Source organism: Streptomyces sp. NPDC005863 (assembly GCF_042871345.1).
Lineage (GTDB): Bacteria > Actinomycetota > Actinomycetes > Streptomycetales > Streptomycetaceae > Streptomyces.
In genome coordinates, this window is the sequence record NZ_JBIAII010000011.1 from 190,592 (window position 1) to 207,118 (window position 16,527).

The 16,527-nt window shown below is 73.8% G+C and carries 13 protein-coding genes; 7 read left to right on the forward strand and 6 right to left on the reverse strand.

The window, feature by feature from the left end; translation table 11 throughout:
• Positions 1-8: 8 nt before the first annotated feature.
• From ACFYO9_RS31475 to ACFYO9_RS31500, 6 genes are all read right to left on the reverse strand, one after another.
• Positions 9-764, reverse strand: coding sequence for an SDR family oxidoreductase (locus tag ACFYO9_RS31475; protein WP_358777488.1), 756 nt, complete (start codon positions 762-764; stop codon positions 9-11).
• A 5-nt stretch (positions 765-769) separates the two neighbouring features.
• Entirely contained in the window at positions 770-2,554 is a 1,785-nt protein-coding gene (locus tag ACFYO9_RS31480; protein ID WP_358777489.1) for a glycoside hydrolase family 15 protein, read from the reverse strand.
• Between the two features lie 76 nt (positions 2,555-2,630).
• Positions 2,631-3,419, reverse strand: a complete 789-nt coding sequence (locus tag ACFYO9_RS31485; protein WP_358777490.1) for an SURF1 family protein — start codon at positions 3,417-3,419, stop codon at positions 2,631-2,633.
• 94 nt (positions 3,420-3,513) lie between these two features.
• Complete coding sequence (locus tag ACFYO9_RS31490; RefSeq protein WP_150166323.1) at positions 3,514-3,747, reverse strand: hypothetical protein; 234 nt, start codon at positions 3,745-3,747, stop codon at positions 3,514-3,516.
• A gap of 125 nt (positions 3,748-3,872) precedes the next feature.
• Positions 3,873-4,868: a DEDDh family exonuclease gene (locus ACFYO9_RS31495; protein WP_355818722.1), complete on the reverse strand. Its 996-nt coding sequence runs from the start codon at positions 4,866-4,868 to the stop codon at positions 3,873-3,875.
• A gap of 31 nt (positions 4,869-4,899) precedes the next feature.
• Entirely contained in the window at positions 4,900-5,559 is a 660-nt protein-coding gene (locus tag ACFYO9_RS31500) for a TetR family transcriptional regulator (protein WP_358777491.1), read from the reverse strand.
• A gap of 82 nt (positions 5,560-5,641) precedes the next feature.
• Between ACFYO9_RS31500 and ACFYO9_RS31505 the strand changes: the two genes are divergently transcribed.
• From ACFYO9_RS31505 to ACFYO9_RS31535, 7 genes are all read left to right on the forward strand, one after another.
• The gene (locus ACFYO9_RS31505) at positions 5,642-6,439 is read left to right on the forward strand and encodes an acetoacetate decarboxylase family protein (RefSeq protein ID WP_355818728.1); all 798 of its coding nucleotides are present in this window, start codon (positions 5,642-5,644) and stop codon (positions 6,437-6,439) included.
• Positions 6,439-7,323, forward strand: a complete 885-nt coding sequence (locus tag ACFYO9_RS31510; protein WP_355818731.1) for an SDR family NAD(P)-dependent oxidoreductase — start codon at positions 6,439-6,441, stop codon at positions 7,321-7,323. The genes ACFYO9_RS31505 and ACFYO9_RS31510 overlap by 1 nt, the downstream gene beginning before the upstream one ends.
• 10 nt (positions 7,324-7,333) lie before the next feature.
• Positions 7,334-8,626: an amidohydrolase family protein gene (locus tag ACFYO9_RS31515; RefSeq protein ID WP_358777492.1), complete on the forward strand. Its 1,293-nt coding sequence runs from the start codon at positions 7,334-7,336 to the stop codon at positions 8,624-8,626.
• On the forward strand, positions 8,623-9,876 hold the full coding sequence (locus ACFYO9_RS31520) for an amidohydrolase family protein (RefSeq protein ID WP_358777493.1): 1,254 nt from the start codon (positions 8,623-8,625) through the stop codon (positions 9,874-9,876). The genes ACFYO9_RS31515 and ACFYO9_RS31520 overlap by 4 nt, the downstream gene beginning before the upstream one ends.
• Before the next feature lie 286 nt (positions 9,877-10,162).
• Complete coding sequence (locus tag ACFYO9_RS31525) at positions 10,163-15,454, forward strand: caspase family protein (protein ID WP_358777494.1); 5,292 nt, start codon at positions 10,163-10,165, stop codon at positions 15,452-15,454.
• Positions 15,441-15,779: a hypothetical protein gene (locus tag ACFYO9_RS31530; RefSeq protein ID WP_355818740.1), complete on the forward strand. Its 339-nt coding sequence runs from the start codon at positions 15,441-15,443 to the stop codon at positions 15,777-15,779. Before ACFYO9_RS31525 ends, ACFYO9_RS31530 begins: the two co-directional genes overlap by 14 nt.
• Positions 15,776-16,459 carry a hypothetical protein gene (locus tag ACFYO9_RS31535; protein ID WP_358777495.1) on the forward strand — a complete coding sequence of 228 codons (684 nt, stop codon included), beginning with the start codon at positions 15,776-15,778 and terminating at the stop codon, positions 16,457-16,459. Before ACFYO9_RS31530 ends, ACFYO9_RS31535 begins: the two co-directional genes overlap by 4 nt.
• The last annotated feature ends 68 nt before the right edge of the window (positions 16,460-16,527 follow it).

The following is a 16,527-nucleotide window of genomic DNA, read 5'->3' on the forward strand; positions in this document are numbered from 1 at the left end:
AAGCGCCGTCAGAAGCCGCTGCGCGAGCCGCCGTCCACCGGCACCATGACGCCCGTCAGATACGACGCGGCGGGCGAGAGCAGGAACGCCGCCGTGCGGCCGAACTCCTCCGGCGTGCCGTAGCGGCGCAGCGGGATGCCCGCCTCGTTGGCGGCGCGGGTGGCCTCCGGGTCGGGCGAGAGGCCGTCCAGCTGGCGCATCCGGTCGGTGGCGATCCGGCCGGGGAGCACCCCCACGACCCGGATGCCGCGCGGTCCGAGCTCGTCCGCGAGGGACTTGGCGAACCCCGCGAGCCCCGGGCGCAGCCCGTTGGAGATGGTCAGGCCCGCGATCGGCTCGTACACCGAGCCCGAGAGCACGAAGCCGATGACGCCGCCCTCGCCGAGCCCGGCGGCCGCGGCACGGGCGAGCCGCACGGCGCCGAGGAAGACGGATTCGAACGCGGCCTGCCACTGCTCGTCGGTGTTGTCCGCGACGAAGCCCGGGGCGGGGCCGCCGACGCTGATCAGTACGCCGTCGAAGCGGCCGAAGTGCTCACGGGCCGCGCCGATCAGCGCGTCCGCGGACGCCGGGTCGGCGTTGTCGGCGGCGACGCCCACCGCCCGCTCGCCGAGCTCGGCGGCGGCCTCGGCGACGGTCTTCTCGTCCCGGCCGGTGATCACGACCCGCGCGCCGTCCGCGACCAGCTCGCGGGCGGTGGCGTTGCCGAGGCCACGGGTGGCGCCGGTGACTACGTACACACGGTCCTTCAGTCCAAGATCCATGGCTCCTATCCTGCCGCGTCCCCGCCGAAGAGGGCGAGGGCGGTGTTGACGAGACCGATGTGGCTGAACGCCTGCGGGAAGTTGCCCAGCTGCAGACCCGATGCGGGGTCGAACTCCTCGGCGAGCAGCCCCACGTCGTTGCGGAGCGCGAGGAGCCGGTCGAACAGCTCGCGCGCCTCCTTCGTGCGGCCCGTCATGTGCAGGGCGTCCGCCAGCCAGAACGAGCAGACCAGGAAGACGCCTTCCTGGCCGGGCAGTCCGTCGATGACCGTCTGGTCGGCGGTGTAGCGGCGCAGGAACCCGTCGTTGCCGAGTTCGGCGTGGACCGCGTCGATGGTGCCGATGACGCGCGGGTCGTCGGGCGGCAGGAAGCCCACGCGCGGGATGAGCAGCAGCGAGGCGTCCAGTTCGACGGAGCCGTAGGACTGCGTGAAGGTGTTGCGGTCGGCGTCGTAGCCGCGCTCGCAGACCTCGCGGTGCACCTCGTCCCGCAGCCGGCGCCAGCGCTCGACGTCGCCGGGCAGCTTCGGGTTCTGCTCCAGGGCGCGCACCGTGCGGTCGGCGGCCACCCACACCATCACCTTGGAGTACACGAAGTGGCGCCGGGGCCCGCGCACCTCCCACAGCCCCTGGTCCGGCTCGCGCCACTTCTCATACAGGAACTCGAGCAGGGAGAGCTGGAGGTGCCAGGCGTGCGGCGGGGTGGCGAGGCCGGAGCGGTCGGCGAGGGCGAGCGAGTCGACGACCTCCCCGTACACGTCGAGCTGCAGCTGTTTGACGGCCTCGTTGCCGATGCGCACCGGGGCGGACTCCGCGTAGCCGGGCAGCCCGGGCAGCTCGTACTCGGGAAGCCGCCGCTCCCCGGAGAGGCCGTACACGATCTGCAGGTCGGCCGGGTCGCCCGCGACCGCCCGCAGCAGCCAGTCGCGCCACGCCTCGGCCTCCTCCGAGTAGCCGGCCGCGAGCAGCGCGCCCAGGGTGAGCGTGGAGTCGCGCAGCCAGCAGTAGCGGTAGTCCCAGTTGCGTACGCCGCCGGGCTCCTCGGGGAGCGAGGTGGTGGGGGCGGCCACGATGCCGCCGGTCGGGGCGTAGGTGAGGGCCTTGAGGGTGATGAGGGAGCGTACGACGGCCTCGCGGTGCGGGCCTTCGTAGCCGCACCGGGCCGCCCAGGCCTGCCAGTCCGCGAGGCTGTCGCGCAGGGAGTCGAACGGGTCGACCAGGGCGGGGCGCGGCTCGTGCGAGGGGTGCCAGGTCAGGACGAACGCGACCTTCTCGCCCTCCTCGACGGTGAACTCGGAGTGGGTGCCGAAGTCATGGCCCCAGGTGTGCACGGCCGGTTCGCTGCGCAGCCACACGGAGTCGGGGCCCGCCACCGCGATGCGGTGTCCGTCCCGCCGGCGCATCCAGGGCATGACGGAGCCGTAGTCGAAGCGGAGCCGCAGGGTGCTGCGCACGGTGACGCTGCCCTTGAGGCCCTCGACGATACGGATGACGTCGGGGGCGCGGTCGCGCTGCGGCATGAAGTCGGTGACGCGCACGGAGCCCTCGTCGGTCTCCCACTCCGAGTCGAGGACGAGGGAGTCGGGACGGTAGGCGCGCCGGGTGCAGGCACCGGCGCCCTTGGGTGCGATGCGCCAGTGGCCGTTCTCCTCGTCGCCGAGCAGCGCGGCGAAACAGGCGGCCGAGTCGAATCGGGGCAGGCAGAGCCAGTCCAGGGAGCCGTCCCTGCCGATCAGGGCGGCGGTCTGGTGGTCGCCGATGAGCGCGTAATCCTCGATGGGGTGATGCACGGGGAACGGCTTCCCGGGAAGGGGCCCGGCCAATCCGGGGCGCCCGGCGGGCGCGGACGGCCGGCCGGGGCGGCGCTCAGGCGTGCGCCGGAACGGTCTCCTCGGCGGGGGCCTGCGCGGCGGCCGCGCGGTCGCGCTTCTCCCTGCGGACCAGGACGACCCAGCCGATGGGCACGCCCGAGGCGAACAGCCACCACTGGACCGCGTACGCCATGTGCGGGCCGATGCCGCTGTGGTCGGGCTCGGCGATGAGTTCGGGGGTGCCGTCCTTGGGCTCCGGCGAGGTCTGTTCGACGTATCCGCCGAGGACCTGCTTGCCGAGGCTGTCGGCCTGCTGGCCGCTGCTGATCAGCATGATCTGACGGTCCGGCAGGCCGCGGACGTTCTTGATGCCGCTGGCCGCGGAGGTCTCGTCGGCCTTCAGGCGGCCGGTGATGGTGACCTCGCCCCTGGGGGCGGCGGGGATCTTGGGGAAGGCCGTCTGCGGGCCGTCGGCCGGGATCCAGCCGCGGTTGACGAGCAGGACCTTGCCGTCGTCGAGGACGAACGGGGTGAGGACGTGGAAGCCGACCTCGTCGTCGGCGTTGGTGCGCCGCCGCACGACGACCTCGTGCCGGGTGTCGTACGTCCCCTTGGCGCGCACCCGGCGGTACAGGTCCGCCTTGGGCACCTCGTGGCCCGGCGAGGTGATCTTCTCGGCCGGCACCGGGTCGGCGGCCAGCGCTTCGGTGACCCGCTGGTTCTGCGCGACGCGGTGCTCGTGACGGTGCAGCTGCCAGAATCCCAGCTCGACCATCACGGGGATGAGGACGAGGGCGATGAGGGTGAGGATCACCCACTGCCGGGTCAACAGGAAGCGGTACACCCCACGACCGTACCTCTAGGGCCGCGGGGTGTCGGGGGAGGGGTCGGGTCGGGATGGGCGGGGGCGCGGGGGACCGGCTCGGACGATGTCCGGCTCAGACGTTGTCGACGATGCCCACCCGTCCCTCCGCGCGCGAGCAGTGGGCGCCGCAGTACCAGTGGCCCTCCACCTCGACGCCCTGGCCGATGATGCGGCACCGGCAGTGCTCGCAGATGGGCGCCATGCGGTGGATGGCGCAGGAGAAGCAGTCGAAGACGTGCACCGCACCTTGTGCGTGCACCTCGAAGGACATGCCGTAGTCGTTTCCGCAGACCTCGCAACGTGCCATGCGCCACAGGGTGAAACGTTGCGGCGGTGCGGGGCGAGGGGTCGGCGGGCGAGTCGTGCGGCAATCACCCGTCTGACGCCCGGGGCGGCCCCGGGCGCCTGCGCGGGCGAGGAACGTCTGTGCGGTTACGCCTCCGTGGCGGGCGCCACGTCCTGGAGCAGCTGGCCGAAGGCGGCCTCGTCGATCACCGGGGTGCCGAACGAGCGCGCCTTGACGGTCTTGGAGGTGCCGGACTCCGGGTCGTTCGTCACCAGCAGGCTGGTGAGCCGGGACACACTCGTCGCGATGTGCAGCCCGGCGTCCACCGCCCGGTCCTCCAACAGTTCGCGCTCCACGGAGGTGTCCCCGGAGAACGCCACCCGCATGCCCTGCTTGAGCGGTTTGCCCGGTTCATAACGCCCCGGGTTCGGGTGCGGGCACGGCGGCCGCTTCCGCGAGGGGCGCCAACTCCCGGGCCGGTACGAGGAGACGGGCGTCGGCCCGGTCGCCTGGCGGACCACGCGGGCCGCGCCGTCGGACCACTCGGTGAGCGGCCGGCACTCCAGGAGCGGCAGCCGGACATTGCCCCCGGCCGCCGCGAGCAGACTGGGCCGGAACGCCTCGGCGAGCACCCGCGCGTCGTCCAGGGCGTTGTGCGCCTGGCGCTGTTCGACGCCGAAGTGCGCGGCCAGCGACTCCAGCTTGTGGTTGGGCAGCGGGAGGGCGAGCTCCTTGGAGAGCGCGATGGTGCACAGCCGCTGGCGGACGGGGGCCGTGCGCTGCGCACGCGCGTACTCCCTGGCGATCATCGACCAGTCGAAGACGGCGTTGTGCGCGACGAGGACGCGGCCGTCGAGGCGGCTCGCGAACTCCTCGGCGACGTCCGAGAAGAGCGGCGCGCCGGCGAGCAGCTCACTGGTGAGGCCGTGGATCCAGACCGGTCCGGGGTCGCGCTGCGGATTGACCAGCGTGTACCAGTGGTCCTCGATCTCGCCCCGGGCGTCCACCCGGTAGACGGCGGCCGACACTATGCGGTCGTCGCGGGCCAGGCCGGTGGTCTCCACGTCGACGACCGCGTACCCCGTTGGGTACGCGGCCGGCCAGGGGGCTGCGGACGCTGCGGTCGTGCGGTCTTCGAGCATGGTCCATGAGGATACGGGCCGCGACTGACAGTCAGGTCGCCGGTCCGAGCAGTCCCGTCACCAGAGCCCTGACCGAGGTGTCGAACAGCGCCTCCGGATCGACCGGTCCGGCCAGCGCGCGGGCGAGCGCGCCGTCCTCCTCCGCGGCCCGCGCGGTCCACAACTCCTCCTCGCCCGGGTGCTGCTCCGGGGCACGTTCGCGGTAGCGCTCGACCAGGACGTGGCCGACGACGTGCACCTGGACGGCGCGCACGGCCTCGGCGGCGCGGGCGCCGCGCAGCCCCGCCCGGTGCACCTCGTACACGAGGGTCCGCTGGGCGGGCAGGAACATCCTTTCGGTGAGGCCCCGTTCGTGGACCATCGCGACGAGGTGCGGATGGTCGAGGAGCTGATGGCGCAGGGCACGGGCCACCGCGGCGACGCGCTGCGCCGGGGTGCGGCCGGTGGCGCGGATCTCGCCGAGGTCGGCGAGGGTGCGTTCGACGAGGGCGTCCAGGAGCGACTCGCGGTTGCCGACGTGCCAGTAGATCGAGGTGACGGCGGCGCCGAGCTCGGCGGCCAGCGCCCGCATCGTGAGGGCCTCGGGGCCGTGCCGCTTGACCAGGCGCGCGGCGGCTTCGATCACCTGCTCGCGGTCCAGGTGCGGGCGCGGGCTCCGCGCTTCGACGCGCTCTGTCTCTTTACCCTTCACGGCTCCTGTTGTAACTGTGTTACAGAACCGCCGCAAGTCCCGGCCGCGGACCTGATTCCGCGCTGACGAAGGGTGGTACGACATGGCACGCGTTCGCTACGGGGCGCGCGACGAGGCGGAGATCGCCGCCGCGCGCACCGCGAGTTCCAAGCTCCCCGACATCTGGTCGACGGGGGTGGTGGCCGTCTGGGAGAGCGATCCGGACGCCGTGGCCGCGGTCCTGCCGCCGCCGCTGAAACCCACCGGGCGCCCCCTGGTGCGGGCGAACATCAGCAAGGTCGACCTGCCCGGCTATCCGCTGGGCGCGGGCTCGGTCGCCGTGGCCGCCGAGCACGCCGGCGTGGCGGGCTGGTATCCGCTGGTGATGCCGATGACCCACGAGCGGGCCCTGATCGGCGGGCGCGAGGTCTTCGGGGAGCCGAAGAAGCTCGGCGAGGTGGAGGTCGAGCGGGACGGCCTGGTGGTACGGGCCAGGCTCGCCCGGCACGGCATCGCGTTCGTGGAGGTGCGCGGCGCGGTCAGCGGTGAGCTGCCGCTGCCGGAGCCGACGCGCAAGACCGACTTCTACTTCAAGTTCCTGCCCGCCGTGGACGGTTCGGGCTTCGACGCGGACCCGGTGCTCGTGCACTGCACGCGCAACGAGAAGGTGCGCAAGCTGGAGGCGGTCACCGGCGACGTCGTGCTGCGCGAGTCGATGTACGACCCGGTGGCCGACCTGCCGGTGCGTGCGCTCGTCGAGCTCACCATCGGCGAGAAGACCTCCGACCAGCAGGGCAAGGTCGTCGAGCGGGTCAGCGCGCAGGCCCTGCTGCCCTACATCCACCAGCGCTACGACGACCCCGCGCAGATCCTCGACGGGCCGCCCGAGGGGAGCGCCTGATGGAGCTGCGCGCGGGACAGGTCGCCGTCGTCACCGGGGCGGCGAGCGGCATCGGACTCGCCCTGGCACGGCGGTTCGCGGCCGACGGTCTGAAGGTGGTCCTCGCCGACGTCGAGGAGAGCGCCCTGGAGAAGGCGGCCGCCTCGCTGCGGGAGGACGGGGCGAGCGTGCACGCGCGCGTGGTCGACGTCGGCTCGCGCGAGCAGGTCGTCGCCCTCGCCGACGCGGCGTACGACACGTTCGGCGCCGTCCATGTGCTGTGCAACAACGCGGGCGTCGGCTCGGGCGCCGAGGGCCGCATGTGGCAGCACGAGCCGAACGACTGGAAGTGGGCCTTCGAGGTCAACGTGTGGGGTGTCTTCCACGGCATCCAGGCCTTCGTGCCCCGGATGATCGCGGGAGGCGAGCCGGGCCACGTCGTCAACACCTCCTCCGCCGACGGCGGCATCGCCCCGCTGCCCACCGCCTCCGTGTACGCGGTCACCAAGGCCGCCGTGGTCACGATGACCGAGTCGCTGTACGCCCATCTGAAGGCGGAGCACGCGCGCGTGGGCGCCTCCGTGCTCTTCCCCGGCCCCCACATGCTCCGCACCGGCCTGTGGGAGTCGCACCGCAACCGGCCCGAGCGGTACGCCAAGACCCGCCCCCGCAAGAGCCCCTACCGCAGCCTCGACCAGTGGGAGACGGCGATGAAGGAGGCCGGCCAGGAGGTGGAGTTCACGCCCGTCGAGGAGGTCGCGGACTTCGCGGCGCGGGGCATCGCGGCCGGCCGCTTCTGGCTGCTGCCGCCGAGCGAGCACAGCGACCGGCAGATCGAGGCCAGGTCGCGCTCGATGCTCGACCGCGCGAACCCGGCGTATCTGGAGAGCTTCATTCTGGACTGAAGGGCACGTCATGACCGACCAGGACCCCTACCTGATCATCTCCTCCGACTGCCACGCCGGCCTCCCCACCGAGGAGTACCGGCCCTACCTCGACCGCCGTTTCCACCGGGACTTCGACACCTTCCTCGGCGAGCGCGACGCCCGCCGCGAGGAGGCCACCCGGCTCGGCATCCGCAACGACGCCTTCGCCGCCAAGTGGTTCCAGGACAACGAGGAGGGACTGCGCGGCGGCTGGGACGCCGCGCAGCGCCTCAAGGAACTCGACGGCGACGGCGTGGCCGCCGAGGTCGTCTTCCCCGACGCGGACGCCGTCGACAGCCGGACCGCCGCGCCCTTCGGCGTGGGCCTCGGCCTCTGTGGCGACCAGGACCCCGAACTCGGCATGGCGGGCGCGCAGGCGCACAACCGCTGGCTCGCCGAGTTCGTCTCCGAACATCCCGAACGGCACTGCGGGGTCGCCCTGTTGCCCGTCACCGGGGAGGTCGACAAGGTCGTCGCCGAGGTCCACCGGGCCAAGGAGTCCGGGCTCGGCGCGCTGATGATCCCCTCCATGTGGGTCGACAAGGCGCCCTACCACGACCGGCGTTACGACCCCGTGTGGGCGGCGGCCGCCGAGTGCGCGATGCCGCTGGTCACCCACTCCGGCGCGGCGCCCCGCCACGAGTACGGCGACCACCTCGGGATCTACGTCTCCGAAGTGACCTGGTGGCCCGCCCGGCCGCTGTGGTTCATGCTCTGGTCCGGCGTCTTCGAACGCCATCCCGGGCTCAAGTTCGGTGTCGCGGAGTCGGGTTGCTGGTGGCTGCCGAACCTCCTGTGGTTCATGGACCGGCTCTACCTGGGCGCGCACGGCGGCAAGAAGCTCTCCCCGTTCGCGGAGCTGAAGCGGCCGCCGCACGAATACCTGGACCGCCAGCTCTTCGTCTGCGCCACCAACACCAAGCGCCGCGAGCTCGCCCAGCGCTACGAGATCGGCGTCGACAACATCCTCTGGGGCAGCGACTTCCCGCACCCCGAGGGCACCTGGCCCGACACGCGCGCGTGGCTGCGGAAGACCTTCCACGACATCCCGGTGGCGGAGACCCGCCGCATGCTGGGGCTCGCCGCCGCCGAGGTCTTCGGCTTCGACACGGCGAAGCTCGCGCCGCTGGCCCGCCGCATCGGCCCGACACCGGCCGACCTCGGCCAGGCCACCGGGGGCGCGGCCCAGTCGGCCGTCGAGGCCTCCTGGGCGCGCTCGCGCGAGGTGGGCCGGCACTGGCTGACCGACCACGACTTCCCGGTACTGGGGGCGGACGCATGAGCGCACGGCACGGCACCGAGGACCGCTACACCGTCATCTCCGCCGACTGTCACGCCGGCGCCGACCTCCTGGATTACCGGCCCTACCTGGAGTCACGCCACCACGATGCGTTCGACGCGTGGGCGGCCACCTACGTCAATCCGTACGAGGACCTCCTCGCGGACACCGCCGACCGCAACTGGAACTCCGACCGGCGCGTCGCCGAGCTGGAGGCGGACGGCATCGTCGCCGAGGTCGTCTTCCCCAACACCATCCCGCCGTTCTTCCCCTCGGCGTCCCTGATGGCGCCCGCCCCGACCCGCGAGGAGTTCGAGCAGCGGTGGGCAGGCCTGCGCGCCCACAACCGGTGGCTCGCGGAGTTCTGCGCCGCCGCGCCGGGCCGCCGCGCAGGCGTCTTCCAGATCCTCCTGGGCGACGTCGACCGGGCCGTTGCGGAGATCCACCGCTCGGTGGAGGCGGGCCTGACCGGTGGCCTGATGCTGCCGGGCACCCCGCCGGGTTCGGGCCTGCCCGAGCTCCACTCGGCGGCCTACGACCCGATCTGGGCGGCCTGCGCCGACCTGGGCGTGCCGGTCAACCACCACGCCGGGTCGGCCTCGCCGCCGCTGGGCGAGGAGCCGGCCGCGCGCGCCGTCTTCATGGTCGAGACGACGTGGTTCTCGCACCGGGCGCTGTGGCACCTCGTCTTCGGCGGCGCCTTCCGCCGCCACCCCGGACTCCGCCTCGTCCTCACCGAACAGGGCTCGGGGTGGATACCCGGCGTCCTCGACATGCTGGACTACTACCACGGGCGGCTCGTCGCGGCGGCCAGGAAGGCGGACGGCCCGGACACGGCCGAGGCCAAGTTCGGCGCGGGCCTCGCCGACGCGATGGGCAAGGGCCCCTCCGAGGTGTGGCGCGACAACTGCTTCGTGGGCGCCAGCTTCATGCGCCCCCACGAGGCGGCCCAGCGCGAGCGGATCGGCCTCGACAAGATCATGTGGGGCAGCGACTACCCGCACGACGAGGGCACGTACCCCTACTCCCGCGAAGGCCTGCGCACCGCCTACGCGGGCCTGCCGAGGGAGGAGATCGCGGCCATGGTCGGCGGCAACGCGGCCCGCGTCTACGGGTTCGACCTGGCGCGGCTCGACAAGATCGCCGCCCGCGTGGGGCCCACGGTCGGCGAACTGGACGACCCCCTCAAGGAGCCGCCCGCCGACGCGACGAGCCCCGTCTTCGCCTCGGGGGCGTCGGTGCGCGTCTGGTGAGGGGGTAGGGCCTGTCCGGCGGATCTTGTCGCGGGCGCGGGGTCTGCCACGCCGACCTGCGGCGTTGTCGTCGGTTGCCAACGCTCCGCGTTGTCGCCCTCCTCCGCCTTGCATCTCGACGCGCCAGACACCGCTCACCGGCACGAAGACGCGCGGGCCCCCCGGATGCGACCTGATCCGCCGGACAGGCCCTAGCGGCCCGGGGCGGTGCCTGCGCCGGTATCACCCCGGGGCCCTGTGGGATCCTGGCCCGCGTCGAGCTCGGTTCAACGGGGAGGCACGGGCCATGGGGGAGAGCAAACGCGCACTGGTCGTCGCCGTTCCGAGGTACGAACTCGAGGAGGAGTTCCCGGACTTGACCCCGGCCGTGCACCGCGACGCGGAGCTCGTGCAGGAGGCCCTGCGCTCCTCCGGCTACAGCGTCGAGGTCCTCGGTCTCACACCCGACCGGCCCGCCCAGCGCTCCCGTATCCGCAGCGCGATCAGCCGCATCTGCTGCACCGCGCCGGAGGACGCCACCGTCCTCGTCCACTTCACCGGACACGGCCTCTCCGTCGCGGGCGCCGACCATCTCGTGCCCGCCGACGCCCAGTTGAGCTGGGCCGCCGAACCGCCCGAGGTGGCCGTCGACAGCCTCATCGGCCTCGACCTGACCTCGCTGCTCCAGGGCTGCCGGGCGGGCACGGTGCTCCTCACCCTCGACGCCTGCCGCGACCCGGCGGGCCCGGCGGGCGGCGGCTCGCACGGCGGCCCGGCGACCAACTTCCCCTCCTGGCGCGACCGCGTCGCCGTCCTCTTCGGCTGCGGCCCCGGCCAGACCTGCGGCTCCGACGACGAAGAGGGCAGCCACTTCACGCGGGCACTCGCCGAGGCCCTGCACGCCGACACCTCGCCGCGCACCGTGGCCGAGGTCATCACGTACACCACCACGCGCACCGCCGAACTGGCCCGCGCCGCCCGGCACGAACAGACCCCCACCCCGCACTACGCGCCGAGCGGCCCCGACGCCATCGCCCCGGTGCCGCTCTGCTCGGGCCGCACCCTGCGGGAGTCGTGGACGACCGCCGTGCGCGACCCCGAACTGTGGGCGGCCGTCCGCTGCGACGACACGCGCAGGACCCGGCTCCAGGAGGCCCTCGTGCGGCTCACCCGGGAGTGCGCGCGGTGGTACGCCGCCTCGATGGCCGGGGTGTCCGACCCGTGGGCGGACGACGACTACCCCGTGCGGGTCCTCACCCGAGGCCTCGGGCCCCTGCTCGCCCCCTCGCAGACGCAGGGCGGGCCGCTGCTCGACGCGGGCGAGTTCGCCGTGCTCGCGGCGGCGCCGTTCGTCCGCGAGGCGCTGTACGCCCTCGGGGTGAAGGCCGCGGTCGAGGCCGGGGCCTTCCACCTCGATCCGACGGGGGCGGAGACCGAGACCCGTACGGAGCGGGCCGGCCTGGAGCACACCTTCGCCGCGCACGCCTTGATCTGGCGCAAGGGCCGTGAACTCGCCGCCCGCGGCCGGGACGAGGAGGCGCGGGCCGTCGCCGCCTGGCTCATGCACCGGCATGTGCGCGGCAGGGAGGAGCTGTGGGACGAGGCCTACGCCGCCCAGCTCCTCGCCCCGCTCGCCACCGCGCTCATCGGCGACGAGGCGCCCGCCCGGCGGGTGGAGGAGCTCACCGACGAACTCGTCCGCGTCTGCCGCCACACCGGGGTCGTCCCCACCCCGTCGTACGACGACGAGCGCGATCCGCCCTTCCGCCTCGGCGAACTCGTGCGCGCGGGCACCCCGGGCAGCCGTGAGGTGACCGAGAGCTGGCGCCCGCGCGAGCTGTCCTGGCTGATCGCGGTGGCCGGACTGCTCGGCGGTGACCTCAGGGAGCTGCCCGGCGTCCTCGTCGACAACATCGGCGTGGCCGACGGGCTCGTGCCCCGCCAAGCCGTCGAGAGCGTACGGGAGTTGCGCTGGGTCAGGGACCGCTACGCCCGCACCGTCGACCTCGACCTGCAGTGCCCGCACCCCGCGGTGCACGCCGGTCTTGAGGCGCTGACCGGCTGGACGGACGACGCGGTGCTGCACATCGGGCGGCAGGTGGGCGGGGCCGGACCCGACGGGCTCCTCGCGCATCTGCCCGAGCGGGTCACCTGCGGCCGGCTGCGCCCCCAGTACGACCCCCGCACCAAGGGCGACGCCTACGGCGTGCCGCTCATGCGCTTCGGTCTCGCCGAGGACGAGATGCGCGAACTCCTCATGGGCACCCAGCTGTACGGCGACCGCAACCTCGCCCTGCGCGAGCTGTACCAGAACGCGCTGGACGCCTGCCGCTACCGGCAGGCCCGGCTGCGCTACGGCAAGGCCGGCAAGTCCATCCCGTACAGCTGGCAGGGCGAGATCGTCTTCCGGCAGGGGACGGACGACGAAGGGCGCCCCTACGTGGAGTGCGAGGACAACGGCGTCGGGATGGGGCGCGACACCCTGCGCGGCACGTTCTCCCGCGCGGGGCGCCGCTTCGAGCAGTCCCGCGAGTACCGCAGGGAGCAGGCCCGCTGGCGCCGGGTCGACGAGGACCTGCGGATCTACCCCAACAGCCGCTTCGGCGTAGGGGTGTTCAGCTACTTCATGCTGGCCGACGAGATCAGCATCTCCACGCGGGCCACGGACCGCTACGGGCGCGCGGAGTCGGGGCGCGGCCTGCGGGTGGACATCGCGTCCAGCGGCAGCCTGTTCCGCATCGGCGAGCGCGACGAGTCCCAGCCGGGCGGCGGCACCTGCGTGCGCCTGTACCTCCAGGGCGATCCGGTCGACGTGGCGCGGGAGCTCGGGGCGCTGGTGTGGCGCTCGGACTTCCGGATGCGGGTGGAGCGGGACGGGGAGACGGTACGGGAGTGGGAGCCGGACGCCCTCTATTACGAGGGTGACGCCTCGCGGGCGACGCGGGCTTCCCGGGATCTGTGGTGGGTGCCGGGGAAGGGGCGGCTGCTCGCGGACGGGGTGCTGGTCGCCGAGTCCGCGGCCGAGCCGGGGTACGGGTCCGCAGAACGGGAGTCGTCGCTGCCCCCTTGGCTGGCCGGAGGCGAGGAGGAGCCGTTCGGCAGCCGGCTGCGGGGCTTCCCCTTCGGCTGCGTGATGGACCTGCGGGAGGCGCACACGCCCGACATCAGCACCAGCAGGACCCGCGTGTTCTCCTACGACCAGACCTGGGTGGCCCGCCAGATCTTGGACGCGTGCGCCCGGTTCGAGCCGCCCGAGTGGTTCAGCCTGGAGTGGCTCTGGGACTTCGCCCCCTGGCTGCCCGAGGGCGCGACCACCCTGACGGAGCGGCTGCTGGCCGCGGACGCCACCGTCGCGAGCAGCCTGACCTGGGACCGGGCCGCGGTCATTCCCTTCCGGCGGGTCGGTTACTTCCCCGGCGACCCGGGCCTCGCCTGGGAGCGCGACAAGTACGGCAGCGGCGGCGTCTTCTCGATGGTGTGCGACTCCTACCGGGCGTGGCGCTCCGCCGTCCTGCGGGACGTCTGGATCAGACGGGCCGAGCGGGGGCTCGACCTCCCCGTACCGGACTCCGTCGAGGGGTATCCGGCCCCGCAGGCGTGGGAGTCCCGCGTCGCCACGCCCGGGACGAGCATGAGCGACTTCCTGCTGCGGGCCGCGCTGCCGCCGGAGGGCGAGCCGTGCACCATGGGCGAGCTCCTGCGCCGGGTCCGCTGCCACGCCATCACCGGCGTCGACGTACCGGAGGTGCCCGACCTGGACGTGGCGCACGCCATGGAGCTGGACGCGGTCGACCGTCGGCTGCTGATGGGGGAGAGCGTGTACGACGGGATGCTGACGCACTGGGGGCCCGACCGGGACGGCGAGGTCTCCCTGCTCTGGTGGCTCCGTGGCTATGCGCTGAAGGCGGGCGTGCAGGTGCGCGAGGCGCTGGAGCGGGCCCGGCGGTTCGCGGCGGTCGGAGTGCGGGTCGAGGCGCCGCCGGCGCCGCACGCCGATCCGCCCGACGCCGTCGCGACCGCCGCCGAACTCGACGCGCTGTCCTGGCACCCCCTGCTGGCCGGGCCCAAGGGCGGATGGGGGGTGGGGGAGCGGCCTGCCGATGAGGAGTACGGGCGCGTCCTGCGGCGGCATGCGTGGTGGGGGCTGCCGGACCTGCCCGCCGTCCCGGACCGGCCCAGGGCGGAGGCGCCGCTGTCCGGGCCGGGTCCGGGCGACGCGCTGTGGGAGGAGTACACCCGGCTCTTCGACTACCCCGCCGCCGATGCGGAGTTGTCGCTCGTGCACCTGGCGGTCGCCTCCGGCGAGCTGGGGCTCACCTTCGCCGAGGTGATCCGGCATTTCGCCCCCGTCGTCGAGGGCCGCCGGATGTGCGTGCCCGACCTCGGGGAGCTGGCCGGGCACGTCTCCAGCCGCCTGGAGTGTGAGCTGTTGCGGGACCCGGACCAGCGGCTCTGGGGCGACCGGGGGCACGGCCGCACCCCCGCTCGGCTGAGGGAGACGGCCCGTGCGGTGACGGCGGTCCAGGCCGACGCGGAGCGGGTCAGGGAGACCCTGACGTGGCTGGCGGCACACGGCCTGGTGCACACGTCGGCCCCGGCCCTCGTCGACAGCTGGCGGAACCTGTCCCGCACCGATCTGCAGCTGCTGCCCGACCAGGCGTCCCGGTTCGCCGTGCTCGACCGCGTGGACGAGAACCTGTACACGACGGACACCGAGCAGCGGCGCTACGACGCCCCGTACGCCCTGCTGGCCGCCGCCACGGCCCGGCTGCCGCTGGGGGAGGCCTTCGCCCGGCTCGCCGAACTCGGCCCCCTCACCGGCCACGAGGTGTCCCTGGACGCGCCGCTCCCGCCGGCCCTCGCCGGGGTGCGCCCCTCCCAGCGAGACGTGCTGGCCTGCTGTCTGACGGGGCGGGACGGCGTGGTGTGGCAGCCGGCGCCCCGGGTGAGCCGCCTGATCCACCACGCGCGGGACCAGGGCGACACCCTCGGCCAGAGCCTCGACGCCCTGAGCCGTTACGCGCCCCTCGGCGCCCCCTGGCAGGAGGTCACGGACGACGACCCGGCCTGGCGCGAGCACCGGCCCACCCCGCACGACACCGCCCTCTTCGAGCCCGACCTCGTCGGCGACCGCCCCGTCACCCCCCTCGACCTCGTCCGCGTCGCGGGCCGCTTCGGCTGGTCCCTGGACCGGGCCTGGGACCGGCTCGCCCTCTACCGTCCCTTCGGCGTCGAACTGACCATGGCACGGCCGGAGTCGGACACCGTACCGACCTGGGAGGACCTCGTCCTGCTCACCCAGCGGTACACCGGCCGCGCCCCCGCGCTCACCGGGCAGGTGACCGCCGAACACGTCGCCGTCGTGGCGCGCGAGGTGGGCCGGCCCACCCGGTGGGTTCGGGACCGACTCGCCCTGTACGCCCCGCTGTTCGGCCTCACCCCGCCCGCGCACTGCCCCGCGGAACCCGCGCCCACGCCGGAGGCCGTCCCCTGGCGGGCCGAAGGGGAGCGGCGGCCCGAGGCCGACCGTGCCGCAGTCAACCTGCTCCCATCCGACCGCCCGAACGACGGAGAGCGAACGCCCCATGCCCGCCCATGAACCCACCTCCTTCCAGGAGTCCGAGGTCCGGCCCGCCGCCCCCTTCACCGTGGAGCGCTCCGCCGACGGCCGGTGGTACACGGTGACCGGCGACTGCCCGGTCTGCCGGGGCCGCACGGTCTTCCGGATCGCCTACGGGATGCTGGGCTCCGCCAAGGCACGCGGCCGCCGCACCAGGCCCGAGCCTTTCACCGGCCCGATCCCCGTCATCTGCGGGTGCGGCTACCCGCATCCGGAGCGCCCGCCGGAGTCGCCCGACTCCGGGTGCGGCGCCTTCTGGGACGTACCGGTGCCGCCACCGGCGACGGGCGGGACCACGCCGTGACCGACCTCGCCAAGAAGCGGTTCGCGCAGCTCGGCCAGCAGCTCCAGACCGACCAGCTCGGCGCCGTGCGGCGGCAGGCGGAGGGCTGGCGCAACGGCCTCGCCGGGCTCACCGGCCTGGTCGGCGCCGTCTTCGTGCTCAAGGGGCGCGAGAGCGTCGCGGGGATGCCCGACGTCTGGCGGTGGACCACGGCGGGGCTGCTCGTCGGCGCCTTCGCCCTGCTCCTCTCCGGCGCGCTGCAGGCGGTGCGGGCCGCGCACGGCCAGGTGGGGCAGCAGGTCTGGCTCAGCGGCGACCGGCTCTTCGCCGCCGTGCTCGACGAGGTCGAACGGACCCAGGACGCCCTGGCCTCGGCGCGCCGGCGCTCGGTCGTGGGCCTGTGCGCGATCGTCGCCGCCCTGGCCGTCAGCTGGGTCGTGCCGGTCGGCGCGGAGGAGGGGAGTGGTGCGGGGAAGGGCGAGGACGAGAAGGGCGGGGCCCGTGCCGCCGCGACCGCGCCCGTGCTGGTGACGTCCACGAAGGGCACGTACTGCGGCGAGTTGGTGGTGAGCGACGCACGGGGCGTGACGATCCGGGTGGCGGACCGGACGGTCGACGGCGGGAGCGGGAAGGGGCGCCCGGGGCGCCGGCTGATCCCCGCGGCCGAGGTCAGGTCGGTGGCTCCGGCGCGGCGCTGCTGAGCGAGCCGCTGCTGAGCGTGCCGGACGGCGTGCCCGTGCCGGGCGGCCCGGCCCGTGGTGAGACCCTC

Excerpts from the sequence above, each read along its gene's own strand:
- ACFYO9_RS31475 (WP_358777488.1), bottom strand. The coding sequence starts at position 764 with ATGGATCTTGGACTGAAGGACCGTGTGTACGTAGTCACCGGCGCCACC.
- ACFYO9_RS31490 (WP_150166323.1), bottom strand. The coding sequence starts at position 3,747 with ATGGCACGTTGCGAGGTCTGCGGAAACGACTACGGCATGTCCTTCGAG.
- ACFYO9_RS31495 (WP_355818722.1), bottom strand. The coding sequence starts at position 4,868 with ATGCTCGAAGACCGCACGACCGCAGCGTCCGCAGCCCCCTGGCCGGCC.
- ACFYO9_RS31505 (WP_355818728.1), top strand. The coding sequence starts at position 5,642 with ATGGCACGCGTTCGCTACGGGGCGCGCGACGAGGCGGAGATCGCCGCC.
- ACFYO9_RS31510 (WP_355818731.1), top strand. The coding sequence starts at position 6,439 with ATGGAGCTGCGCGCGGGACAGGTCGCCGTCGTCACCGGGGCGGCGAGC.
- ACFYO9_RS31515 (WP_358777492.1), top strand. The coding sequence starts at position 7,334 with ATGACCGACCAGGACCCCTACCTGATCATCTCCTCCGACTGCCACGCC.
- ACFYO9_RS31520 (WP_358777493.1), top strand. The coding sequence starts at position 8,623 with ATGAGCGCACGGCACGGCACCGAGGACCGCTACACCGTCATCTCCGCC.
- ACFYO9_RS31525 (WP_358777494.1), top strand. The coding sequence starts at position 10,163 with ATGGGGGAGAGCAAACGCGCACTGGTCGTCGCCGTTCCGAGGTACGAA.
- ACFYO9_RS31530 (WP_355818740.1), top strand. The coding sequence starts at position 15,441 with ATGCCCGCCCATGAACCCACCTCCTTCCAGGAGTCCGAGGTCCGGCCC.